Source organism: Arthrobacter alpinus (assembly GCF_001445575.1).
Taxonomy (GTDB): Bacteria; Actinomycetota; Actinomycetes; order Actinomycetales; family Micrococcaceae; genus Specibacter; species Specibacter alpinus_C.
Genome location: NZ_CP013200.1, coordinates 2,205,160 through 2,222,450 on the forward strand (window position 1 = coordinate 2,205,160; position 17,291 = coordinate 2,222,450).

Genomic DNA, 17,291 nt, shown 5'->3' on the forward strand with positions numbered 1-17,291 from the left:
GCGTTGGCAGATCAGGTGAAGGACGGCGGTCGACTCGCCTACCGCCGGTCAGGGTGGATAGAATCCGCCGTAGCCCGTGTGGGCGATGAAATCCCCGCTCCAAGTGGCGCCGTCATTCCGGCAGTGAAAGCACTTGTCTTAAACTTGGGCGTCCCATGGGGTCATCGCCCGAATATCAGGGGATCGTGCGGCAGGCGGAGAAAACGACATGGATGAATAGTCGAAGAAGCGACTCCATCCGCAGGAACGTTTTCGAGTTGCTGACGTGCAGGCGGCCAGTTGCGAACTCTCAAGGCCAACGACTCCTTGAACGGCGTGACCGGCCGGACAATACTTGAGACAGTCACAGGATTTGGATTGGAGACACATGGCGGACCAAGAAAAGCCCGGTAGAGCGGATGAGGTGAGGCGTACGCCTCAGGGTGAACTGGCTCGAAAGCTACATCTCTTGCTGGACATCGCCGACGCAGAGGGAGACAAGCCAGCGACCTTTCCGGACATTAGTGCGGCGATGACTGTCCGTGGGGTGAAATTGTCTAGGGCGCGGTGGTCCTACATGAAGGATGGTAACGGGAGGCTGATCTCTGACAGGCCGTTGCTGACGGCTTTGGCTGACTATTTCAAGGTCAGCCCAGATTATCTGATCACCGTCGAGGACATAGAAATTTCCGAAGAAGCTTGGGATCAGCTTGAATCTGTCCATTCATTTCGGGAGGCCAAGGTGAAGTCATTCGTGGATCAAACGTTGGGGGATGTTTCACCTGAGACGCTAGAAGACATCGTCGAATATCTCAGTGACGATCTTCCTTTGCCTCCTGGGGTTGGGGCTGTTGGCGATGATGTAGATAGTCCTGATGAGCCTCCAGTAGTACCGTGATTCGGTCGTAGTCTACGGAATAACGGGGGGACCTGCCGTGGCGGCGACCTTGGACGATGTCCACGATGATGGCACCGGTCTTCTCGAGCGCGATTAGGTGCTGGGCAACGCTCGCCTCCCCGGCACTGACGGCGTCCACAATATCGCCACGCGGTACTGGCCCATGTTCCTCGAGATACCGAATGATTTCGTTGCGCCCACGATTGCCGAAAGTCTCAACGTAGGCTTCCACATCGTTGGTCCAAGCCAAATCTACCGGGTGCGTGATCTTAGGCATGTTCCTATTCTGCCCCACTTATCCACAGCTTTCCATAGACCCCGTTGACATGAGCAAATCGTGTGCTGACACTAGTTAATATCAATTGTTTAATATCAACTGTCGGATTCTGGCACCTGTGCTGGAACCCATCCGGGCCGCAACGCCGCCGCTTCATACCGGCAGCATAGGGGCTGACCCCATAGTGTGCAGTTTTTCTTGAACGAAGACGACGATGGTCACTTATGCATCAGCTCGAACGTCCCGCCGCACGGACCAGCTTCCGGCGGATTTCAAGCCGGATTTGGTAGCCAACCACTGTGTCATCCTGGACGAGGATGTTATGACGGCAGTGGGCGATATCTCCGTGTTTGTTCGCTCACGTCTGGCCCGGGCCGGATGCTCCAATGAGATGGAAGACGTACTTCAGGACATCCGCATCGCCGTGTGGTCTGGAGTGTCGCGGGGACAGTACCAACCGCTGCCCGGTATCAGATTCGGAGCCTGGGTCCAGGGCATCGCCAAAAACGTTTGCAGTGCGCACATTGCCAAGCTTGCCGCCCACTATACGGTTCCCCTTTTCACGGAGGAATCCGAGGACCACCCAGCCTTCGATCGGCCACAGGAGTCAGTGGCGGAACCTGCCGGTGTTGCCGATCGAGATTGGGCGATCAATGTCCTGAAGCTGACACGGATGTGCGCTGGCGAAGAAGCTTGGGGCTCAGCCATGTTCCTTCTTTTGGATGGCTACGACGATAGCAACGGCATAGCGAGCAATCGTTGTGACCGTGCTGACAGCCCGGCTTATCGCAGGGCGCGCGGGGACTTGAAGTTCGTGCGGCAAATGGCCATCACGGTGAGGAACGCCTTGGCCGTTGTGGATTCCGACGAAGCTAAGACTGATGTTTTGGCCGTGAGCGCATCGAATTGCTTGCCGACCGAGTTGCACCGAGCCATCGCGGCAACGATCGTTGCGCCTCGGCTGAGCGGACCGGACCGCATTGCCGCCCTCCCTGTCGTAGCGGCCAAGGCCAACGTCACGCCCCGGTATGTCGCCGTCCAGACAGGACGGACCAGGGCGTTGTATATGGCAGCTCTGAGAGTTATCCGGATGTCACAAGATGCTCAGGCCATGCCCCAGTAGTGCCCTGGCCAAGGACATATCCGCGCACAGGCCTCCGCCTACCGAGCAATCTCGTCCGGTTAGCGGCAGTTCCCTCCGGTGGTGTTTGCATGCGAATGACGTCGTGGACTGACGTGGCCGCGGCCGCAGATCTGCCCTAGCCAAGTCATGCGCAATTGCCTCCTTTGCTCCATGGATGGGTAAAGGAGGTCTCCAATGCGTGGACCATCAGCATGGAAAAGCTACCTGCCCCGTTCCAGGCGGCAGTGGCTTTTGATAGCACTACTGGGAACCCTGACGGCCGTGGTCATCGCCTTGTTCTTGGTACCAGGAGCAGGCACATCCCAATGGGCCACGAATGTACCGACATCCCCACCTCCGAAGAGCCAAACGGCAGCAGCACAGGGTCCTGCTGTCGGAGTGACCCCGGAACCGGTTGACGTTGCAGTGTCGCTAGGGGAGCCACAGACCCTAGACTTCACGGCGTATGCCGAGGACACCGCCCGCGCGCTGTATACCTGGGACTCTCGGACCTCCAGCTACACACAGGTGTATTCGCATGTGCGCAGCTGGTGGCTCGTTCTTGCTGATGGTTCGAACCCGCTGACTGTGTATACGCAGGAGTTCGAGGGGACTGGCATCAACTCGGCGGCTTTTGCTCAACTCTCCGCCTATGGGGCGTACCGGACGGCCACGGTCATCCAGACGAGTTGCGATAAGGCGTTGGCGCAATTTCGGGACCACCCGGCCCCGTGGATTGGGCTGCATGTCTGCACCATGACGCTCAGCGTCACCGACCGTTCCACAGCGGATCCCCACGCAACTGCTTACCGTGTGCCTGTCAGTGTGATGGTGAACTGCCCGCCGGCGGTAACGGCCCCAGCCCGTCGGTGTGCATTGGCCGGCTTTTACACCTCTGCCAGCCGAATTGTTTACTGATGCCCGCGCCAGCTTTGGCCGCGATCGCGAAAGCGCGACTGATCCAACGGGCACTAGCCGTGCTTGTTGTGGTGGTCCCGGTGGGGATGGCCGCCTTGCTCGGCGGTACCAGCATCCTCGTGGCCCAGATCGCGGGCACGAGCTCATCCTGCACTTCGACAAACCAAGAGTCGGCGGTGACGCGAAATCCCCTGCAACCAGCAATGCCGCTGAGCAATGAGGTGGTGAGCCTGACTGTTCCAGGACCCAACGGCGTACCACTGACACTTGACTCTCAGCAGCAATCCGTCGCTGGTAGCTACATCTCGGTGGGCCAGTCTTTGGGTGTTCCGACGAAGGGGATTCAGATAGCACTCATGGTCGCTCTCCAAGAATCCGGGCTCAAGATGCTGGCCAATCCAGCCGTCCCCGCTTCGATGAGTATGCCCCATGATGGCCTCGGTTACGATCATGATTCCCTTGGATCAGCCCAACAACGCCCCAGCGCAGGATGGGGGACCGTCCAAGAATTGATGACTCCTGCCTACAACGCCGAAGCGTTCTTTGGTGGTCCTCGAGGGCCCAACCATGGCTCCCCTGGCGGGCTCTTGGACATCAATGGTTGGACCTCGATGAGTCTGGGCAGGGCGGGCCAGACTGTCCAAGTGTCCGCGTTCCCGGAACTCTATGAACGGTGGGCGCCGGCGGCGCTGGCCGTCATGGCCTCTGTCGACGGGACGGGCGTCCCGGAAAATTGCCTGCAGGCGGCCGCTTCGGAGGACCCTTCCGCGCCGACTGTCCCTGCCAATCTGAGTACGACGCGGCAAGCGATCCTCCACTATGCCCAAGAGGGTGTGGGTGGTAGCTATGTCTGGGGTGGTACGGCGTTCAAGGCCTGGGATTGTTCCGGCTACGTGCAATGGATCTACACCCAGGTAGGGATTGCGTTGCCGAGAACGGAACAGTGGCTGGCCGGGCGCCCCACGGTAACGCCGCAGCCAGGGGACTTGGTGGTGCAGGATCCGGACGGGCCGAATCATTGGGGTCATGTCGGTATTTACGCGGGCGAAGGAATGATGTACAGCGCCTTGAACCCCTCGGCCGGAACGCTACTCCACCCCGTCAGCTGGAATCCCGGCACACAATACTTCACCCTCCTCCGACCGGGACAAGCTGACTAATGGTCGATGGCGAACGCAGGTCATACGGCTTGGCGGCCAGTGGTGCATGGAAGTGGAGAAGCAAACGAACGGTCTGCCTCGAACATCCGGATGGAGTAGTGTCATGAATTTCGCACCCGTGGACCCGGGAATCGTCCCCAACAGCAACTTTCCCTTTTTGGACTCCCTCAAGCAAATCGGTGGGGGAATCCTGGTCGGGGCCTTCATTATCATCGCCATTGTCGCGATCATTGGAGCCGCCATGCTGTTGGCTGGCAAACTCAGCCAATCATCCCGGCTGGCTTCTGGCGGTGGGATGATCCTGCTCTGGACCGGCCCCATCGCTGCGATCCTCGGCGGGATCAACGGCTACATCCTGTGGTCGCAAACCGCCTTCCATCTCGGGTTCTGAGCTGTTGTCATGCCACCGCTGGAGTGCACCTTCGGGGGATGGTGGCCCCTAGGCTGCGGGGTTGTGTCCGCGGCCAAGGACACCGTTAATTTGAGCATTAGCGGCTTCTTTGCCGGGATCTTGGAGAGCATCGCCTCTTGGCTGTGGTCCTTCATCTCCGGGGCGTTCGGTGTCTCCGATGTGGACGATTCCCAGTGGACAGCCGTCCAGGGACTGACGAGTTGGTGGGTCGTGGTCATGATGACGCCGTTGGTGGCCGTCATGATCCTGCAAATGCTCTCTGGACTCATCTCGCAACAACCACGCCGGATCTGGCGGGCCCTGATCGGCGGCTTTGTTGCAGTTCCGGTCGTAGGCGGTGCTGTGTATTTGATGCAGGTCCTGACTCATGTCAGCGACAGCGCCTCGTCAGCGTTGTTGGCCACGATGGGGTCTGACCCGTACGTGGTTTTCATGCGCCTCTTTGGCTTTCAACATGGCCCGGCCGGTTCGGGACAGACGTGGGTTGTGAGCCCGATCGGTGGGCAGGCCGTGACAGGGGATCAAGTGACCGGCACCATCGTCATCACGGTCTTAGCAACGCTCATAGTGTGGGTGCTGGCGTTCATCTTGATGTGTTCGATGATCTTCCGTTCCTTTGCTTTGGTTGTGCTTGCGGCAGTTGCCCCGGTTGCCCTGATGTTAATGCCATGGGAGAAGACTAAGTCGTGGGCGGGGAGGTGGTGTGAGATTGTCGTTGCCTTGCTGCTGGCGAAACCGCTGGCGGCGACTGTTCTGGCTGTGGCCGTCAAGCTGTACGCAAACTCTACGTCTTTTGCTGGTCTGGCTGCCGGTGCTGTGGGCATGACACTTGCCTGTGCGGCACCGCTGATGGCTTTGAAACTTGTTGGCTTTGCCGGTGGTGAGTTGGCGGCAGCGGCTCAAACTGCTGGTGGAGGCCAGCTCGCCCATAAAGGGGCAAACTTTGCCGGGCGGCAGCTGGGGCAACAGCTCCGTGGCCACCACATGCTCACCTCCGGCAGCATGAAAAGCCCGAAAGTGGTGCCATCAAGCGAGAAACCCGACACGCTTCCGGTGAAGAAGTCAGCCGATTCCCGGGCAGCATCCTCCCCTGAGAAGCCCAAGATTCAACAGGGCCCCGGGGCAGCAGCCACGCCACGGCCAGCTACGCCACAAGCGCCGACCGAGCGGCCTCCTACGCCGCGGACTCCGACTCCTCGGCCAGCGACTCCGCAGGCTCCGGCCGCGCGACCTGCTGCTGCCGACGCTCAGACTTCACACTTACCTACGGCTCCGGGTTCGGGCCAAGCATCGCCCACTCCCACGCCGGGGAGACAGCAGAAATCTGGACAGCCCCGGGCGCCCCAGTCGCCGCCGACGGGGATCCCCACCCCTGCGGGGAAGAACACTCCTGCTCCACCGAAGCCAGCCAATCCGGGTGCGCCGCACCCGGGAGTAAGCCCGTCGAGTCCAAGGACTCCACGTCCTAGCCCGTCATCGGGCCCCAAGCCGCGGCCACCGGCAACTCGACCGAATAATCCACCCATAAGACCGCCCCACACTGGAGGACATCATGACTGAGGACACCAACGCCTTGCAACCGGTGAGTTTTCCCCGTCACGAACGCCGCGGCGTCATCCTAGGATTGCAGTGGTACCAACTGGCCATCGCCGCCGGAGGGGTCCTGATCGCAGGGTTGTCTTCGGCTATCGGTGGGCCAGCAGGATTTCTGGGCTCCAGCCCGGTCTGGCTCTTCTTGTTGTTCTTCGGTGTCCTGCAATATGCGCGAACCCCGTATCCTCTCTGGGCGCTGACAGGGGCCCGATTTCTGGTGCGAAAGGTGACCGGGCAAACCACCTATTTCCTGCCCACCATGGACCCGGTCCCGGTCGGTACCCTAGTTCTTCCTGGCGGACTCGCGTCCCTAGCCATCCACCGCACCGTCTTCGGCGAGTGCTTTCTGGTCGACGCTCAGGCCCATGAGGCCTTCGCAGTCTTGCGCTGCCGGGCCGGAGCTTTTGCCTTGCTGGATGATGACGATAAGGCGTACGCCGTCCAGGGTTGGTCCCGGGTGCAAGCAGCACTGGCCAAACGGCCCGTCGTGGCTAGAATCGCCATCCAAGACCACACCGTCCAGTTTCCGGCCACAGCCCTCCAAGACTATTACGACCAACAAGTCACCTCTCGCGGCAGGGAAACTCCGGCTACGGGCTGGGGTGATAGCTCCTATAGGGACCTCATCGCTGCCGCGGGGACAGCATCAAGCCACGATATTCTGCTGACACTGGTGCTGAACACCAGCAAGGCAAGGCGCCGGATCCATGACGCCGGAGGAGGGCCCCTCGGGCTGGAGAGCACCCTGCGCTCAGAAATCAATGCCCTGCGTACCGGGCTCAAAACCCACGGTGTCATCGTGGAGGAATGGCTGGGAGACAGGAGCTTCTCCGCGGTCCTCCGGGGAGCGTTCGATCCCGAATCTGTCATGCGTATCTCCCAACGCACCGGAGACTTCAAGGGCGTGGACCCCAGCCAAAGCGGCCCCACGGCCTTGGAAGAACACTGGTCCTACATCCGCACCGACAGTGGCTTCCACCAAACCTTTTGGATCGCGGAATGGCCCCGCCAAAAAGTCTTCCCAGGCTTCCTTCACCCGCTGGTCTACGTCGGCGGCTTCCGGCACACCGTCACCCAAGTCATCAAGGCCATCCCCACCGACCAGGCCCTCAAGGACATCCGCTCCGCCCAAGAAGCCCATGAAACCAGGCAGCGGATCAACAGCAAATTTGACCGCCCCAGCACCCGTGAACAACGCGCCGAAGAAGAAGAAGTCCACCAGCGCGAAGAAGAAATCGTCGCTGGGCACGGGGACGTCCGCCCGGCAGCGTACGTCACCATCACCGGGACATCGCTGGAAGAACTCTCCAGCCACCGCCAAGAACTCGAATCAGCGGCCGCCAGCGCCTTCGTCGACCTGCGACTGCTCGTCGGTGAGCAATGGCCGGCCTTCATCGCCGGGGGACTACCCCTAGGAAGGGGACTGAAATGAAATCCACCCAACAAGCTGTCACCTTCATTCCAAGCCATGAGTCCCGCAACGCCAAGCGGCAACGCCGAGCGCTGCAGGGCCAAGTCGTCGCCGGTCGGCAGGAGCCCTTCTGGAAGAAGATGGGACTGTTGACCGGCGACGAGGAAGGACCCGACACCACGCGCCTACAGCCGTTCGGTCCACATTCGTTCAAGGGCCCGCACCGCCTGCACCCGGCCCCTCACCGGGCCTCTACCATGACCTTCGCAGCCGCATACCCCTTCATCACCGAATCCGGCCTCGGCCACGAAGGCACCTACATTGGCAGCGACGTATTCGGCTCCGGCGCCTTCTCCTACGATCCCTGGGTCCTCTACGACAAAGGCGTCATCAGCGGCCCCTCCATCGTGATCATCGGCACGGTAGGAACGGGGAAATCCATGTGCGCTAAATCCCTCGTAGCCCGCTCCATCACACTGGGCCGCAAAGCCGCCGTCGCCTCCGATCCCAAGGGGGAGTGGGTGTCGGTAGCCAACGCTGTTGGCGGCAAAGTCATATCCGTGGGCCCTGGCCGGCCCACTAGGGTCAACCCCCTGGACGCCGGTCCCCGCTCCCGAGACCTGTCCAACGCCCAGTGGCAGGCGGTGGTCCGGCAACGACGCCGTCAGCTGCTCGTCGCCCTCGTCTCCCTCATGCGCCAAGGCGTTCCGATGCATCCGGTCGAACACACCGCCCTAGACATGGCGTTGACCGAAGCGGTCGCCGCCAACGAGACCCCCACCCTGCCCATGGTCTTGGAATACCTACTCAACCCATCGAAGGAAACCCGAGAACTCGTCGGACCCGATGGTGGGCGGGCCGTCGCCCATTCCCTGCGACGCACCGTCTCCGGGGACCTGGAGGGCATGTTTGACGCCCCATCCACAGTCTCCTTCGACGCCGACGCACCCATGATGGTCATGGACACCTCAGCCCTGATCGGGGCCTCAGAACAGGCGCTTTCATTGGCCGCCGCCTGTGGCGCTACGTGGCTGGAAGCGGCAATCACCAACCCCGACGGCGGCAAGCGCATCGTGGTCTACGACGAGGGCTGGCGCATGCTGGCCGATCCCTACATGCTGGTCAAAATGAGTGAACAGTGGCGGCTCGCCCGTACCTACGGCATCGCGAACCTGTTGATCATGCACAAGGTCGCGGACCTGAACGAGATTGGCGACAGCACCAGCGGCCACCGCCAAAAAGCCCTCGGCCTGCTCACCGAGGCCGACACTCGGATCATTTACCGGCAAAAGCATGACTCCATGCGCCTGACCAAGGACGCACTCGGACTCACCGAAGCCGAATGCGGCCAAGTAGAGGAACTGCCCAAGGGCGTCGGGCTATGGAAAGTCGGCAACCGTTCCTTCATCGTCGCCAACCAGGTCACCAGCGATGAACTCACGGTCTTTAGTACTGATCACAGGATGATGCCATGAGTATCGTGCACGCGGACTCCACACCGCTCATTACCACTGGCCTTCTCTGCGCGGCAGGGTTTGTTGGGTTCAGTGCTCTGACGGTGGCGGCCGGGAACGTGGCCTCGCAATGGAAATGCGGGCAGGGGCTGAACGGACCACCAAGCCCGGTGGCTGCCGTCGGATTGTTTACCGGGAACTTTGCAGCGATCGGCCAACCACCGCCAGGATGCACGATTGGTACGGGCGCGGTCTGGGTGCTTCTTGGCCCGGTGCTGGTTCTGCTGCTGGTGGCGGTACTGTTCGCGTTCTTCCTGTGGCGGAGCTGGCGCCAGTCGGGGGCGTGGCTGCGCCAAGACATCCTCGGCAGGGACGGCATGGCCCAGAGGACCGAAGTAGTGCGCGAGTACGGGAGGCGGGCGGCCCTGAAACGGGGCAAGATCACCCGCCCAGGTCTCAAGCACCCACAATTATCTGACGTGTCCTGGACCCTGGGCACCTCACGCGGTACCAAGATTCATGTCTCGACCGAGGAATCCATGGTCATCCAAGGCGCCCCACGCTCCGGCAAAGGACTCTTCGTTGTCATCAACGCCATCTTGGACGCACCAGGAGCGGTCGTGACGACCTCCACTCGCGCCGACAACCTTGCTGTCACCATGAAAGCCCGCGCCACCGACGGGCGCCCCGTGACAGTCTTTGACCCGCAAGGCATGTCCGGACTGACCTCCACACTGCGCTGGTCCCCAGTACGAGGATGCGAGGACCCTGACGTGGCAGTACGCCGTGCACTGGTCATTTCGGCGGATTCGAAAATGAGCGGCGAAAACGCGGCCTGGCAGAAGCGGGCACAAATCGTCCTGCAATGCCTGCTGCACGCCGCCGCCCTCTCCGGCGAAGGCATCCAGGCGTTCCGACGTTGGTCATCAAACCCCACACTGGCTACCGAGGCACTGGATGTCCTGAACGGGCCACGGGCAGCTTTGGGCTGGCATTCAGACCTGATGGGCATCCTCGAAGACGACCCCCGCAACACCTCCAACTCCTGGATCGGCGTCTCCGCCGCCGTCGCACCCCTCTCCTCACCCCGAGTCCTCGCCGCCTTGGACCCGGTGAACCCGGAGGACGAATTTGATCCCCAAACCTTCATCCGCGACCGTGGAACCCTATACCTGATCGGCACTAAGTCCGGGGCAGCAGCGGCAGGTCCTTACCTGTCAGCGTTGATTGATGACATTGATGCCGCGGCCAGAGACATGGCCTTCACCGCACCGGGTGGAAGGTTAGATCCACCTCTGTCCCTGATCCTGGATGAAATCGCGAACCTCTCGCCCTGGCCAGGACTGCCCATTGTGCTCTCAGACGGTGGCGGCATCGGGATCTCCACCCTGGTCGTCCTCCAATCCCTCTCCCAAGCCCGCTCTGGCTGGTCGATCGAGGAAGCCTCCACCATTTGGGAATCAGCCATCATCAAAGTCATCTTCGGCGGCGGCTCCGACGAGAGAGACCTGCGCGACTTGGCCTCCCTGCTAGGGGAGCGCCGCCACACCTACAGGACCCACTCCTGGTCATCCCAAGGAAGGCAGGAAGGGGAGCAGATCCGGGACCTGCCCGTCATTGCACTCCATGAAATTCGACGTCTGCCCGCCGGTACTGCCCTGATGATGGGGAGACGCACCCGCCCCATCCTGCTGGACCTGCGCGGTTGGCACCAACGCCGCGACGCAGCCGCCCTGGGCCGCTCGAAGCTTGAGGCCGAAGACGCCCTCGCCCAAGGCCACATCCACCAACAAACAGTCGAGCAGGAGGCACGTGATGAATCCCTTTGATGACGACGAAGCTGCCGACAGGCTCTTCGGAGACCTCTCCACAGGCGAGATCCTCCAAAGGCCACCCGACGGTCTGGAAGCGCCGACCTATCGGTGGCGGGAGCTTGATCGAGTGAGCGCACCCAAAGCGTGGACGGCATTGAGCGGGTGGGTGTCCTGGTTCGTGGCCACGTACCGGCTGACGAGCTCGGTCGTTCCGGACTGTTGGTGGCGTCACTCGGAACTCGTCGCAGAACTATACGCCCTGCAAAAAGCTGAACTATCGTCCTACACGCCAACCGATCCTGGCTTCGGGCCGCTCGGATTCCACGAACGGCTACCCCTGGCCATTGAACGCCTGAGGATTGAGACCAGAACCATCGGCTGCGTGGGGCTGCAAGTTCACCGTGAGGTGAGCCCTCGATTGCTTCCCACTGGAGGTCCGGAGTTCCTGGCTTGGACGGCGGAGTCGCACCAAATAGTGTCTGAAAATTCAGGCGACGCTAGTCATGTGGTTGGGGGCAGTTCGCACCATGGATAAGTATCACCGCAAACACGGGGACAAATTTTTAGAAGTAAGGGAGGCGGCCGCCGTGGCCCCTGCAAGCAGCAACCACCCGGACAGCAAGGAGGAAGCGGGCCGACGCCCAGCCGGCCCACGTCCGAGTAATGAGGATCGGCTGGCCGGGCTGACCCAACAACTGGAAACCTTGCTGGAGAATGCCATTTCCACACCCGGACGCTGGCACATGCTCCTGGACACCTCAGCGACCCTGTGGCGCTACTCCGGCGGCAACATTGCCCTGCTCATGGCTCAAATGGAAGAACGCGGACAACAGCAACCATTGCTGGTGGCAGGGTTCCGAGAGTGGGAACGCCACGGCCGCAACGTACTCAAAGGAGAGCACGCACTGTGGGTCCTCGCACCACGCACAGCAGGGAAAAACATAGATGCAACAACGGAGACTGAGGCCAAGCCAACACCGGCCATTGCCGATCAGACCAGCGGCTGCACCAAGGAAACGGATCTCCGAAAGATTGTTGGATGGCGGGCCCAAGCAGTGTTCGACGTGTCCCAAACGGAGGGGCAACCCATCTACATTCCGCGTCCCATGGTGGACGTTGGCTCCTCTCCCATGGGGTTGTGGTCATCGCTGGTTAATTTCGTGCAGAAACAAGGATTTGATGTTGAGCGATCAATGAGCCAATACGGCCTCTCAAGCGGATACACGGACTTCGCCGGCCGCAAGATCCAGATCGGCGCCTGGCTGGGCCAAGAAGAACGCGTCGCCGTGCTGGCTCACGAACTCGGCCACACCTGCCTCCACGGACCTGACGACAAACTCGGGAAACTTTACGGCAGCGTACTGGACCATCGCGGCCTTGCAGAAGTCGAAGCTGAATCCGTCGCCTACATGGTGTTGCGCGCCCACGGCATCGATCGCAGCGCCCAATCAGGCAGCTATCTCGCCGGATGGGCCGACCAAGTAGTGGGTGTTGAACACTCCAGCCTGTTGGGTTCACCGACCGGGATAGAGCCTGCCAGCAGGATTGAGATCGCCCGCTCCACCCTTGCCCGAGTGACCTCGGCATGCCGGTCCATCCTGGAAGTCACGCAGCCCCGCAACCTGGGCGGCAAACCTGCAACGGCCGGCGTGGCCGTTGCATGGGACCGTGTTGACCTCACCGGGCCTGTGAGTGGCCACCAATCAAACGGTACTGCGCCGAAGATAGACGCGTTCTAAGCCAAGCAAGCATCCCGGCTGGACACGCTGGCCGGGACCATAGAAGGTAGGGAAATAAAATGGGCACCAGAATCCCCGTCAGCATCAACGGCAACCTCGTCGCCGATCCGGAAATCTTCTACATGGAGTCCGGCATCCCGCACGTGAAGATGCGCGTCGCCGTCAACCAGCGCTTTCAGGCAGCCGACGGAACTTGGCGCGACGGCGTCCCCGTGTTCCACAACGTCTCCGCGTTCCGGGCATTGGCTGTGAATGTTGCCCGTTCAATGAGGAAGGGGGACCCCGTCACCGTGACCGGCGACCTCGAATTCAGGTCATTCGAGAAGGACGGTGCCCAGCACGAAGCACGCCGCATCATCGCCGAAGTCATCGGCCCGGACCTCCGGTTTGGGACAACCTCCTACGAACGGACGCCCAAGGCAAATTTGGGGGCATCCGTCGCGGCCCACGGGCCGGACCAAACGGCGCCGGAGGTGGCCAGCGGTTGGGGAACCGCACCTGCCCAGCCGTTATCAGCGCCCTCAGTGGCAAGAGAGGCGGCCCGAGGACTCCAAATGTGATTTCGAGACGAGCTTTTTACCTCGCTGTCACCAGATCATTCTGAAAGTTGCAATACATTGCCACGGGATTCGCAGGCCATGGACAATCACGCACAACTCCTCGAAAATTGGGCACATTAAATCATCCGGCCCGTGCTCAGTCGGTCGGCGTCGCACTCCCTAGAGATAGGAGATGAGAGCGGGATACGCAAAACAACTTGATCGCTTCAAAGCAAATCAGATCAGAAGATGACACCAAACGCGCCACCCACCTCGGTCTCGAGGATGCGACGCCGGATGCCATTCAGGAACCAATCGGAGTCTGAGAGAGCCTCTGGCACCTCGTTGCTATTCAACATGACAATGTACTGAAAATTGGAGTTCTCAGGTGCCGTGACGAGGCTTTCGACTGTTTCTAGAGCTGTCTGCGTCTGCACGGTGTCGACACCATCAAAAACGACGGAATCGTGGATGAGGAATTTGGGATGGACTCTTGGTTCCGATTCCGCCAGGAGAGTTAGGTCGTAGCTGAAGAGCTTCATCTTGCTGACGCCAGTGCTGGCTGATGCAGGTACTTTCAATGTCACTTTGTAGCCGTCTTCGTCTACTTTCACGGTAAGAGCTCCTCCTCGGCCATACAGGGACCGAATTAGAGAATCGAACCGGCTTGCGAATCTGTCAACTTCGGGCTGACGCTCGTTGAGGCTTTCCGACGCCTGTACACGAAGTTCGCCTTTCGTGACATTCAACTCTTCCCTTGCTCTATCCCAGCGCCGCAGAGCATCAATTTGTAGGTCTAGATCGCGTACGTGAGCTTCGAGCTCGACGTGTGATCTTTGAAGCGCGAACAGTTCATCCAGGACTCCGCCGGCGCTAATTTGACTGAGGATGTTTGTTCGGCGACCAAGGCTTACACCTAACTGGCGTTCGTAGTCGGCAAGACGCCCGCGAAGATCTGTCAGCTCTTTGCCCAGGTAGCCGACGCGGTTCTCGTAGATGCGATTGTGGAACGCTTCCACTTCGTCTAAGCGGGCTAGAGCTTCCGCCTTGAACGCGCTAGTCATTTCCGCACGCAGCATTGTCAGCGTCTCATCGGCTGCCGACTGGGTGGATTCATCCAGAGAGGACTCGTGCAGGGTGACCATTTGTCGAATCATGAAGGCCTCATTTCGGAGACTATTCACCTCAACTGTCAACTGATCGGCCTGTGTGATGAGATCGTCAGGGTCATCGAGCAGAACGAAATCGCGGGCTTCCTGTGCTACCCGGTCGCGGGCAAGGATTGCTTCCTGGCGTTCGATCAAAAGATCGGCTTCATTGCCAACTGTGGATGAGAGAAACTTTGACGAGGCGGCCGTGTCGATGGCTTTGTAGACCTGTTGCTCATCTTTGAGGTCTGCGAGTTGATTTGTAACTTGCCAATCTAGGCCCAATAAGTAGGCCGTATGAACCCGTGACGACCGGGCGGGCTGCTGCGCCATGATTTTGGTCGGATCGTCAGGTGCGGTTCTCCGGACCAAGTAGGTCAATAGAGTGCGCGAGGAGAGACGGGCTCCGTCATCGTCGGCTTCGTCTGGGAGACCAAACAGCTTCCATCCAAGGACCTGCTTCCAGGTCTCAATTCGTAGTCCTCCTTCTTCCAAGAGTGAGAGCCAAGCTGGGACTTCTCCTGAAAGGTGATGGATGTTGACACGATTTCTAGGTGATGCACAGTTTCTTGACACTGCGATGGTCGCTCCATCAAGCATCAAAGTGAGCCGGAATTCCCAGTTATCTTCGGCCAGAGCTCCAAATTCACTTGGGAAGTTTCCTCCCAGGCAATAGTTGATGGCGCTGAGGAGGCTGGATTTTCCGCGCGCGTTTCGACTATCGGTTTTTGAGGCTTCCTCGGTTCGGTCGGCAAGGATGACGTTTAGGCCAGATTCAAAATCAATGGGGACGAAAACGTCTTTATTCGCCGATAGCTGGATCAGCATTGGAATCCCTCCGGATCAGAATGTTCTCGTCGGAATCGATGAGAGAAAGCATGAAAAGGACGTCGAGAACCAAGACGAAGTGAAAGAAACTTGCTTTTTCGTCTATTTGATTCCGAAAGAGAAACCATGCCTCTCCGATCGTCATAGCACTGGGCATGGTTTGCCACAAATGCAGTCCTGCGCCTACGAGAGATTCGGCTGGCGCGATGAACTTGTCAGGAAGCAGCACGAGCAGCCTCGAAGATTTCGCAGATTTCAAAGAGGTGCACTACTACGGCGATTGCCGCGGCCTCGAGCAGTTCATTTCTGTTCACGCCGGCGTTGTCGAGGGCGGCCGAGCACACGAAGGAGAACAAATCGTCTCCGCTCAAGGAGGCCAGTATCCCTTCGGCGTATTTTGCTTTGAACCACTGTTGAAGGCGGGCTGAGAACCCCGGGACTCCACGTTCGCTGAAGCTAATGAACGCCTCTACCGCGGTCGTCTTCGAGATTCCCATCTTGATCAGCGCTTCTGATGCGTCACCCAAGTCGTTGGCCACCATTTTTTCGGTGATTCCAGGCGGCAAGACAAGCGTTTCAATGCCCGTTGAAACGACGCGTGGTGCGAGTCGAAGGGAAGAGCAAACCGCTTCCAATTCCGCGAATCCGACAGCATTCATGGCATATAGTTGCCCCCGACTGACCGTCGCTTCATGATCGACCTTCATCGACCGGAGAGCCTCGGCGGTGTATTTGGCTCGCTGAGTATCCACCACTTTATGATGCCTGTCACAAAGCACGATCAGGTTCGAAATGTCGGCACGTTCGACATCGCTCTGGGATGAGTCATATCGTGCGCCACCTGGGCTGGCAGCAAGGATGTGGGCTATCTCAGAGACCACTGTGTCCTGATCCTGTGGGTGGTCAGCTTCTTCGAATAGCTTTGACGTGCATCCGTCAAATGCGCAATGTTGTCCAGATCGCATTAGCAGCACTTTAAGCTGTGGCGTCGTAATCGATTTCCGCGGTGAAATAATGTCCCCCTTTGACGATCAACCATATCAAGAGGGCTTCGAACGCCCGGCAATTTTGGATATCGACGCGCCGAGTGTAAGACGCAGTGAACGCACTCCGAAGCGGGCCGCCAAGCAGGTAAAAACTGGGGAGCTGTGGGAGCGCGCGCTCCATGGATTTCGCCGGTAGAGTGGCGACCATTTGTGTCTCGTCAAGAAGAATGTGTCAGAGTGCATCCATTGCAAGGCAAAACTAAATTCTGGAATGGTGATGCTAGGCGATCACGGATTGACTCTACCAAGACTTGCTCTTCACATCGGCCAGGCGTGCGGAAATGAAGCGGTTGTACGTTGACGAGGCTAAGTCGGCAGCCGTCGTGACCAGCTCGGCGGGCCGCATCACCCTATGCAGAGGCTCTGTACTATGACTTGGATGGGTGGACCCGGGCAAGCGATTGATATTTGGGACCCCTGAAGTATGGGAACGCTGCGGCGGGCGCATATGCGTGGTAGTCGGCTGCCCGGAGGTAGTAGATCTCTGGCCACGGTCCATGCACTTGAATCTGGGCAGGATCAGGCGAAATTAAGAGCACGGAATCACGCCAGATTTCATCCGGGAGAGCCTCAACCCAGGCCCGTTGTACGTGTCCGAATTTATCCCAGCGGATGATGGCCCATGCGCCAAGCGGATCTATGGAAAGGATGTCCAGCACCGTAACTTCGGTGGCAACACCCAGCAGGCTCTTGACGCTGGAGAAGTGTTCCCATTGCTGGACGGCATTGGTGATCCATGCCTTCGTTCGGCGCAACTTTACGAACCAAATGGCTGCCGCGCCGCCGGCCAAGACGATGGCGACAACCATGATAGCTAGGCCTGCTGGCGAGGCTGATGGCTGTGTCAAGAACAGGCGAATGGCGATGGCGAGGCAGGCGCAGCTGATCACGGTGAGTGTGATCGCCCAGCCGGATGTGTTCTGGGGTTTGACCATCGGATTCGTTCGCATGA

16 protein-coding genes are annotated in these 17,291 nt (G+C 59.7%); 11 read left to right on the top strand and 5 right to left on the bottom strand.

Features of this window, described 5'->3' with window-relative positions; genetic code table 11:
* Positions 1-791: 791 nt before the first annotated feature.
* A complete protein-coding gene (locus AS189_RS19900) occupies positions 792-1,154 on the bottom strand; it encodes an ArsR/SmtB family transcription factor (RefSeq protein ID WP_129587231.1) in 363 nt (120 codons plus the stop codon).
* A 214-nt stretch (positions 1,155-1,368) separates the two neighbouring features.
* On the opposite strand from AS189_RS19900, the gene AS189_RS09685 reads away from it, so the two are divergent.
* From AS189_RS09685 to AS189_RS09735, 11 genes are all read left to right on the top strand, one after another.
* Positions 1,369-2,277 (top strand): sigma factor, encoded by a 909-nt coding sequence (locus tag AS189_RS09685; protein ID WP_062288074.1) that lies wholly within the window; start codon positions 1,369-1,371, stop codon positions 2,275-2,277.
* Between the two features lie 195 nt (positions 2,278-2,472).
* Positions 2,473-3,195 (top strand): hypothetical protein, encoded by a 723-nt coding sequence (locus tag AS189_RS09690; RefSeq protein ID WP_062288077.1) that lies wholly within the window; start codon positions 2,473-2,475, stop codon positions 3,193-3,195.
* A complete protein-coding gene (locus AS189_RS20725) occupies positions 3,195-4,355 on the top strand; it encodes a C40 family peptidase (protein ID WP_062288080.1) in 1,161 nt (386 codons plus the stop codon). The genes AS189_RS09690 and AS189_RS20725 overlap by 1 nt, the downstream gene beginning before the upstream one ends.
* A gap of 103 nt (positions 4,356-4,458) precedes the next feature.
* On the top strand, positions 4,459-4,746 hold the full coding sequence (locus AS189_RS09700) for a hypothetical protein (RefSeq protein WP_062288082.1): 288 nt from the start codon (positions 4,459-4,461) through the stop codon (positions 4,744-4,746).
* Between the two features lie 9 nt (positions 4,747-4,755).
* Positions 4,756-6,327 (top strand): type IV secretion system protein, encoded by a 1,572-nt coding sequence (locus AS189_RS09705; protein WP_129587232.1) that lies wholly within the window; start codon positions 4,756-4,758, stop codon positions 6,325-6,327.
* On the top strand, positions 6,320-7,792 hold the full coding sequence (locus AS189_RS09710; protein ID WP_062288087.1) for an SCO6880 family protein: 1,473 nt from the start codon (positions 6,320-6,322) through the stop codon (positions 7,790-7,792). The genes AS189_RS09705 and AS189_RS09710 overlap by 8 nt, the downstream gene beginning before the upstream one ends.
* Complete coding sequence (locus AS189_RS09715) at positions 7,789-9,246, top strand: hypothetical protein (protein ID WP_062288090.1); 1,458 nt, start codon at positions 7,789-7,791, stop codon at positions 9,244-9,246. The genes AS189_RS09710 and AS189_RS09715 overlap by 4 nt, the downstream gene beginning before the upstream one ends.
* Positions 9,243-11,054, top strand: coding sequence for a type IV secretory system conjugative DNA transfer family protein (locus AS189_RS09720; protein ID WP_062288093.1), 1,812 nt, complete (start codon positions 9,243-9,245; stop codon positions 11,052-11,054). The genes AS189_RS09715 and AS189_RS09720 overlap by 4 nt, the downstream gene beginning before the upstream one ends.
* Complete coding sequence (locus AS189_RS09725) at positions 11,041-11,574, top strand: hypothetical protein (RefSeq protein ID WP_062288096.1); 534 nt, start codon at positions 11,041-11,043, stop codon at positions 11,572-11,574. The genes AS189_RS09720 and AS189_RS09725 overlap by 14 nt, the downstream gene beginning before the upstream one ends.
* A gap of 52 nt (positions 11,575-11,626) precedes the next feature.
* Positions 11,627-12,778 carry an ArdC-like ssDNA-binding domain-containing protein gene (locus AS189_RS09730; RefSeq protein ID WP_062288099.1) on the top strand — a complete coding sequence of 384 codons (1,152 nt, stop codon included), beginning with the start codon at positions 11,627-11,629 and terminating at the stop codon, positions 12,776-12,778.
* A gap of 59 nt (positions 12,779-12,837) precedes the next feature.
* Positions 12,838-13,338: a single-stranded DNA-binding protein gene (locus tag AS189_RS09735; RefSeq protein WP_062288102.1), complete on the top strand. Its 501-nt coding sequence runs from the start codon at positions 12,838-12,840 to the stop codon at positions 13,336-13,338.
* 221 nt (positions 13,339-13,559) lie between these two features.
* On the opposite strand, the gene AS189_RS09740 is transcribed toward AS189_RS09735, so the two are convergent.
* From AS189_RS09740 to AS189_RS09760, 4 genes are all read right to left on the bottom strand, one after another.
* Entirely contained in the window at positions 13,560-15,293 is a 1,734-nt protein-coding gene (locus AS189_RS09740) for a DUF2326 domain-containing protein (protein ID WP_062288105.1), read from the bottom strand.
* Complete coding sequence (locus AS189_RS20235) at positions 15,268-15,522, bottom strand: ABC-three component system middle component 6 (RefSeq protein WP_062288118.1); 255 nt, start codon at positions 15,520-15,522, stop codon at positions 15,268-15,270. Before AS189_RS20235 ends, AS189_RS09740 begins: the two co-directional genes overlap by 26 nt.
* Positions 15,509-16,174, bottom strand: a complete 666-nt coding sequence (locus tag AS189_RS09750; protein ID WP_129587233.1) for an ABC-three component system protein — start codon at positions 16,172-16,174, stop codon at positions 15,509-15,511. Before AS189_RS09750 ends, AS189_RS20235 begins: the two co-directional genes overlap by 14 nt.
* A gap of 533 nt (positions 16,175-16,707) precedes the next feature.
* Positions 16,708-17,289 (bottom strand): hypothetical protein, encoded by a 582-nt coding sequence (locus AS189_RS09760; protein ID WP_129587234.1) that lies wholly within the window; start codon positions 17,287-17,289, stop codon positions 16,708-16,710.
* Positions 17,290-17,291 lie beyond the last annotated feature (2 nt).

Coding starts and splice junctions, on each gene's coding strand:
- AS189_RS19900 (WP_129587231.1), bottom strand. CDS start 1,154: ATGCCTAAGATCACGCACCCGGTAGATTTGGCTTGGACCAACGATGTG.
- AS189_RS09685 (WP_062288074.1), top strand. CDS start 1,369: ATGGTCACTTATGCATCAGCTCGAACGTCCCGCCGCACGGACCAGCTT.
- AS189_RS09690 (WP_062288077.1), top strand. CDS start 2,473: ATGCGTGGACCATCAGCATGGAAAAGCTACCTGCCCCGTTCCAGGCGG.
- AS189_RS20725 (WP_062288080.1), top strand. CDS start 3,195: ATGCCCGCGCCAGCTTTGGCCGCGATCGCGAAAGCGCGACTGATCCAA.
- AS189_RS09700 (WP_062288082.1), top strand. CDS start 4,459: ATGAATTTCGCACCCGTGGACCCGGGAATCGTCCCCAACAGCAACTTT.
- AS189_RS09705 (WP_129587232.1), top strand. CDS start 4,756: ATGCCACCGCTGGAGTGCACCTTCGGGGGATGGTGGCCCCTAGGCTGC.
- AS189_RS09710 (WP_062288087.1), top strand. CDS start 6,320: ATGACTGAGGACACCAACGCCTTGCAACCGGTGAGTTTTCCCCGTCAC.
- AS189_RS09715 (WP_062288090.1), top strand. CDS start 7,789: ATGAAATCCACCCAACAAGCTGTCACCTTCATTCCAAGCCATGAGTCC.
- AS189_RS09720 (WP_062288093.1), top strand. CDS start 9,243: ATGAGTATCGTGCACGCGGACTCCACACCGCTCATTACCACTGGCCTT.
- AS189_RS09725 (WP_062288096.1), top strand. CDS start 11,041: ATGAATCCCTTTGATGACGACGAAGCTGCCGACAGGCTCTTCGGAGAC.
- AS189_RS09735 (WP_062288102.1), top strand. CDS start 12,838: ATGGGCACCAGAATCCCCGTCAGCATCAACGGCAACCTCGTCGCCGAT.
- AS189_RS09740 (WP_062288105.1), bottom strand. CDS start 15,293: ATGCTGATCCAGCTATCGGCGAATAAAGACGTTTTCGTCCCCATTGAT.
- AS189_RS09760 (WP_129587234.1), bottom strand. CDS start 17,289: ATGCGAACGAATCCGATGGTCAAACCCCAGAACACATCCGGCTGGGCG.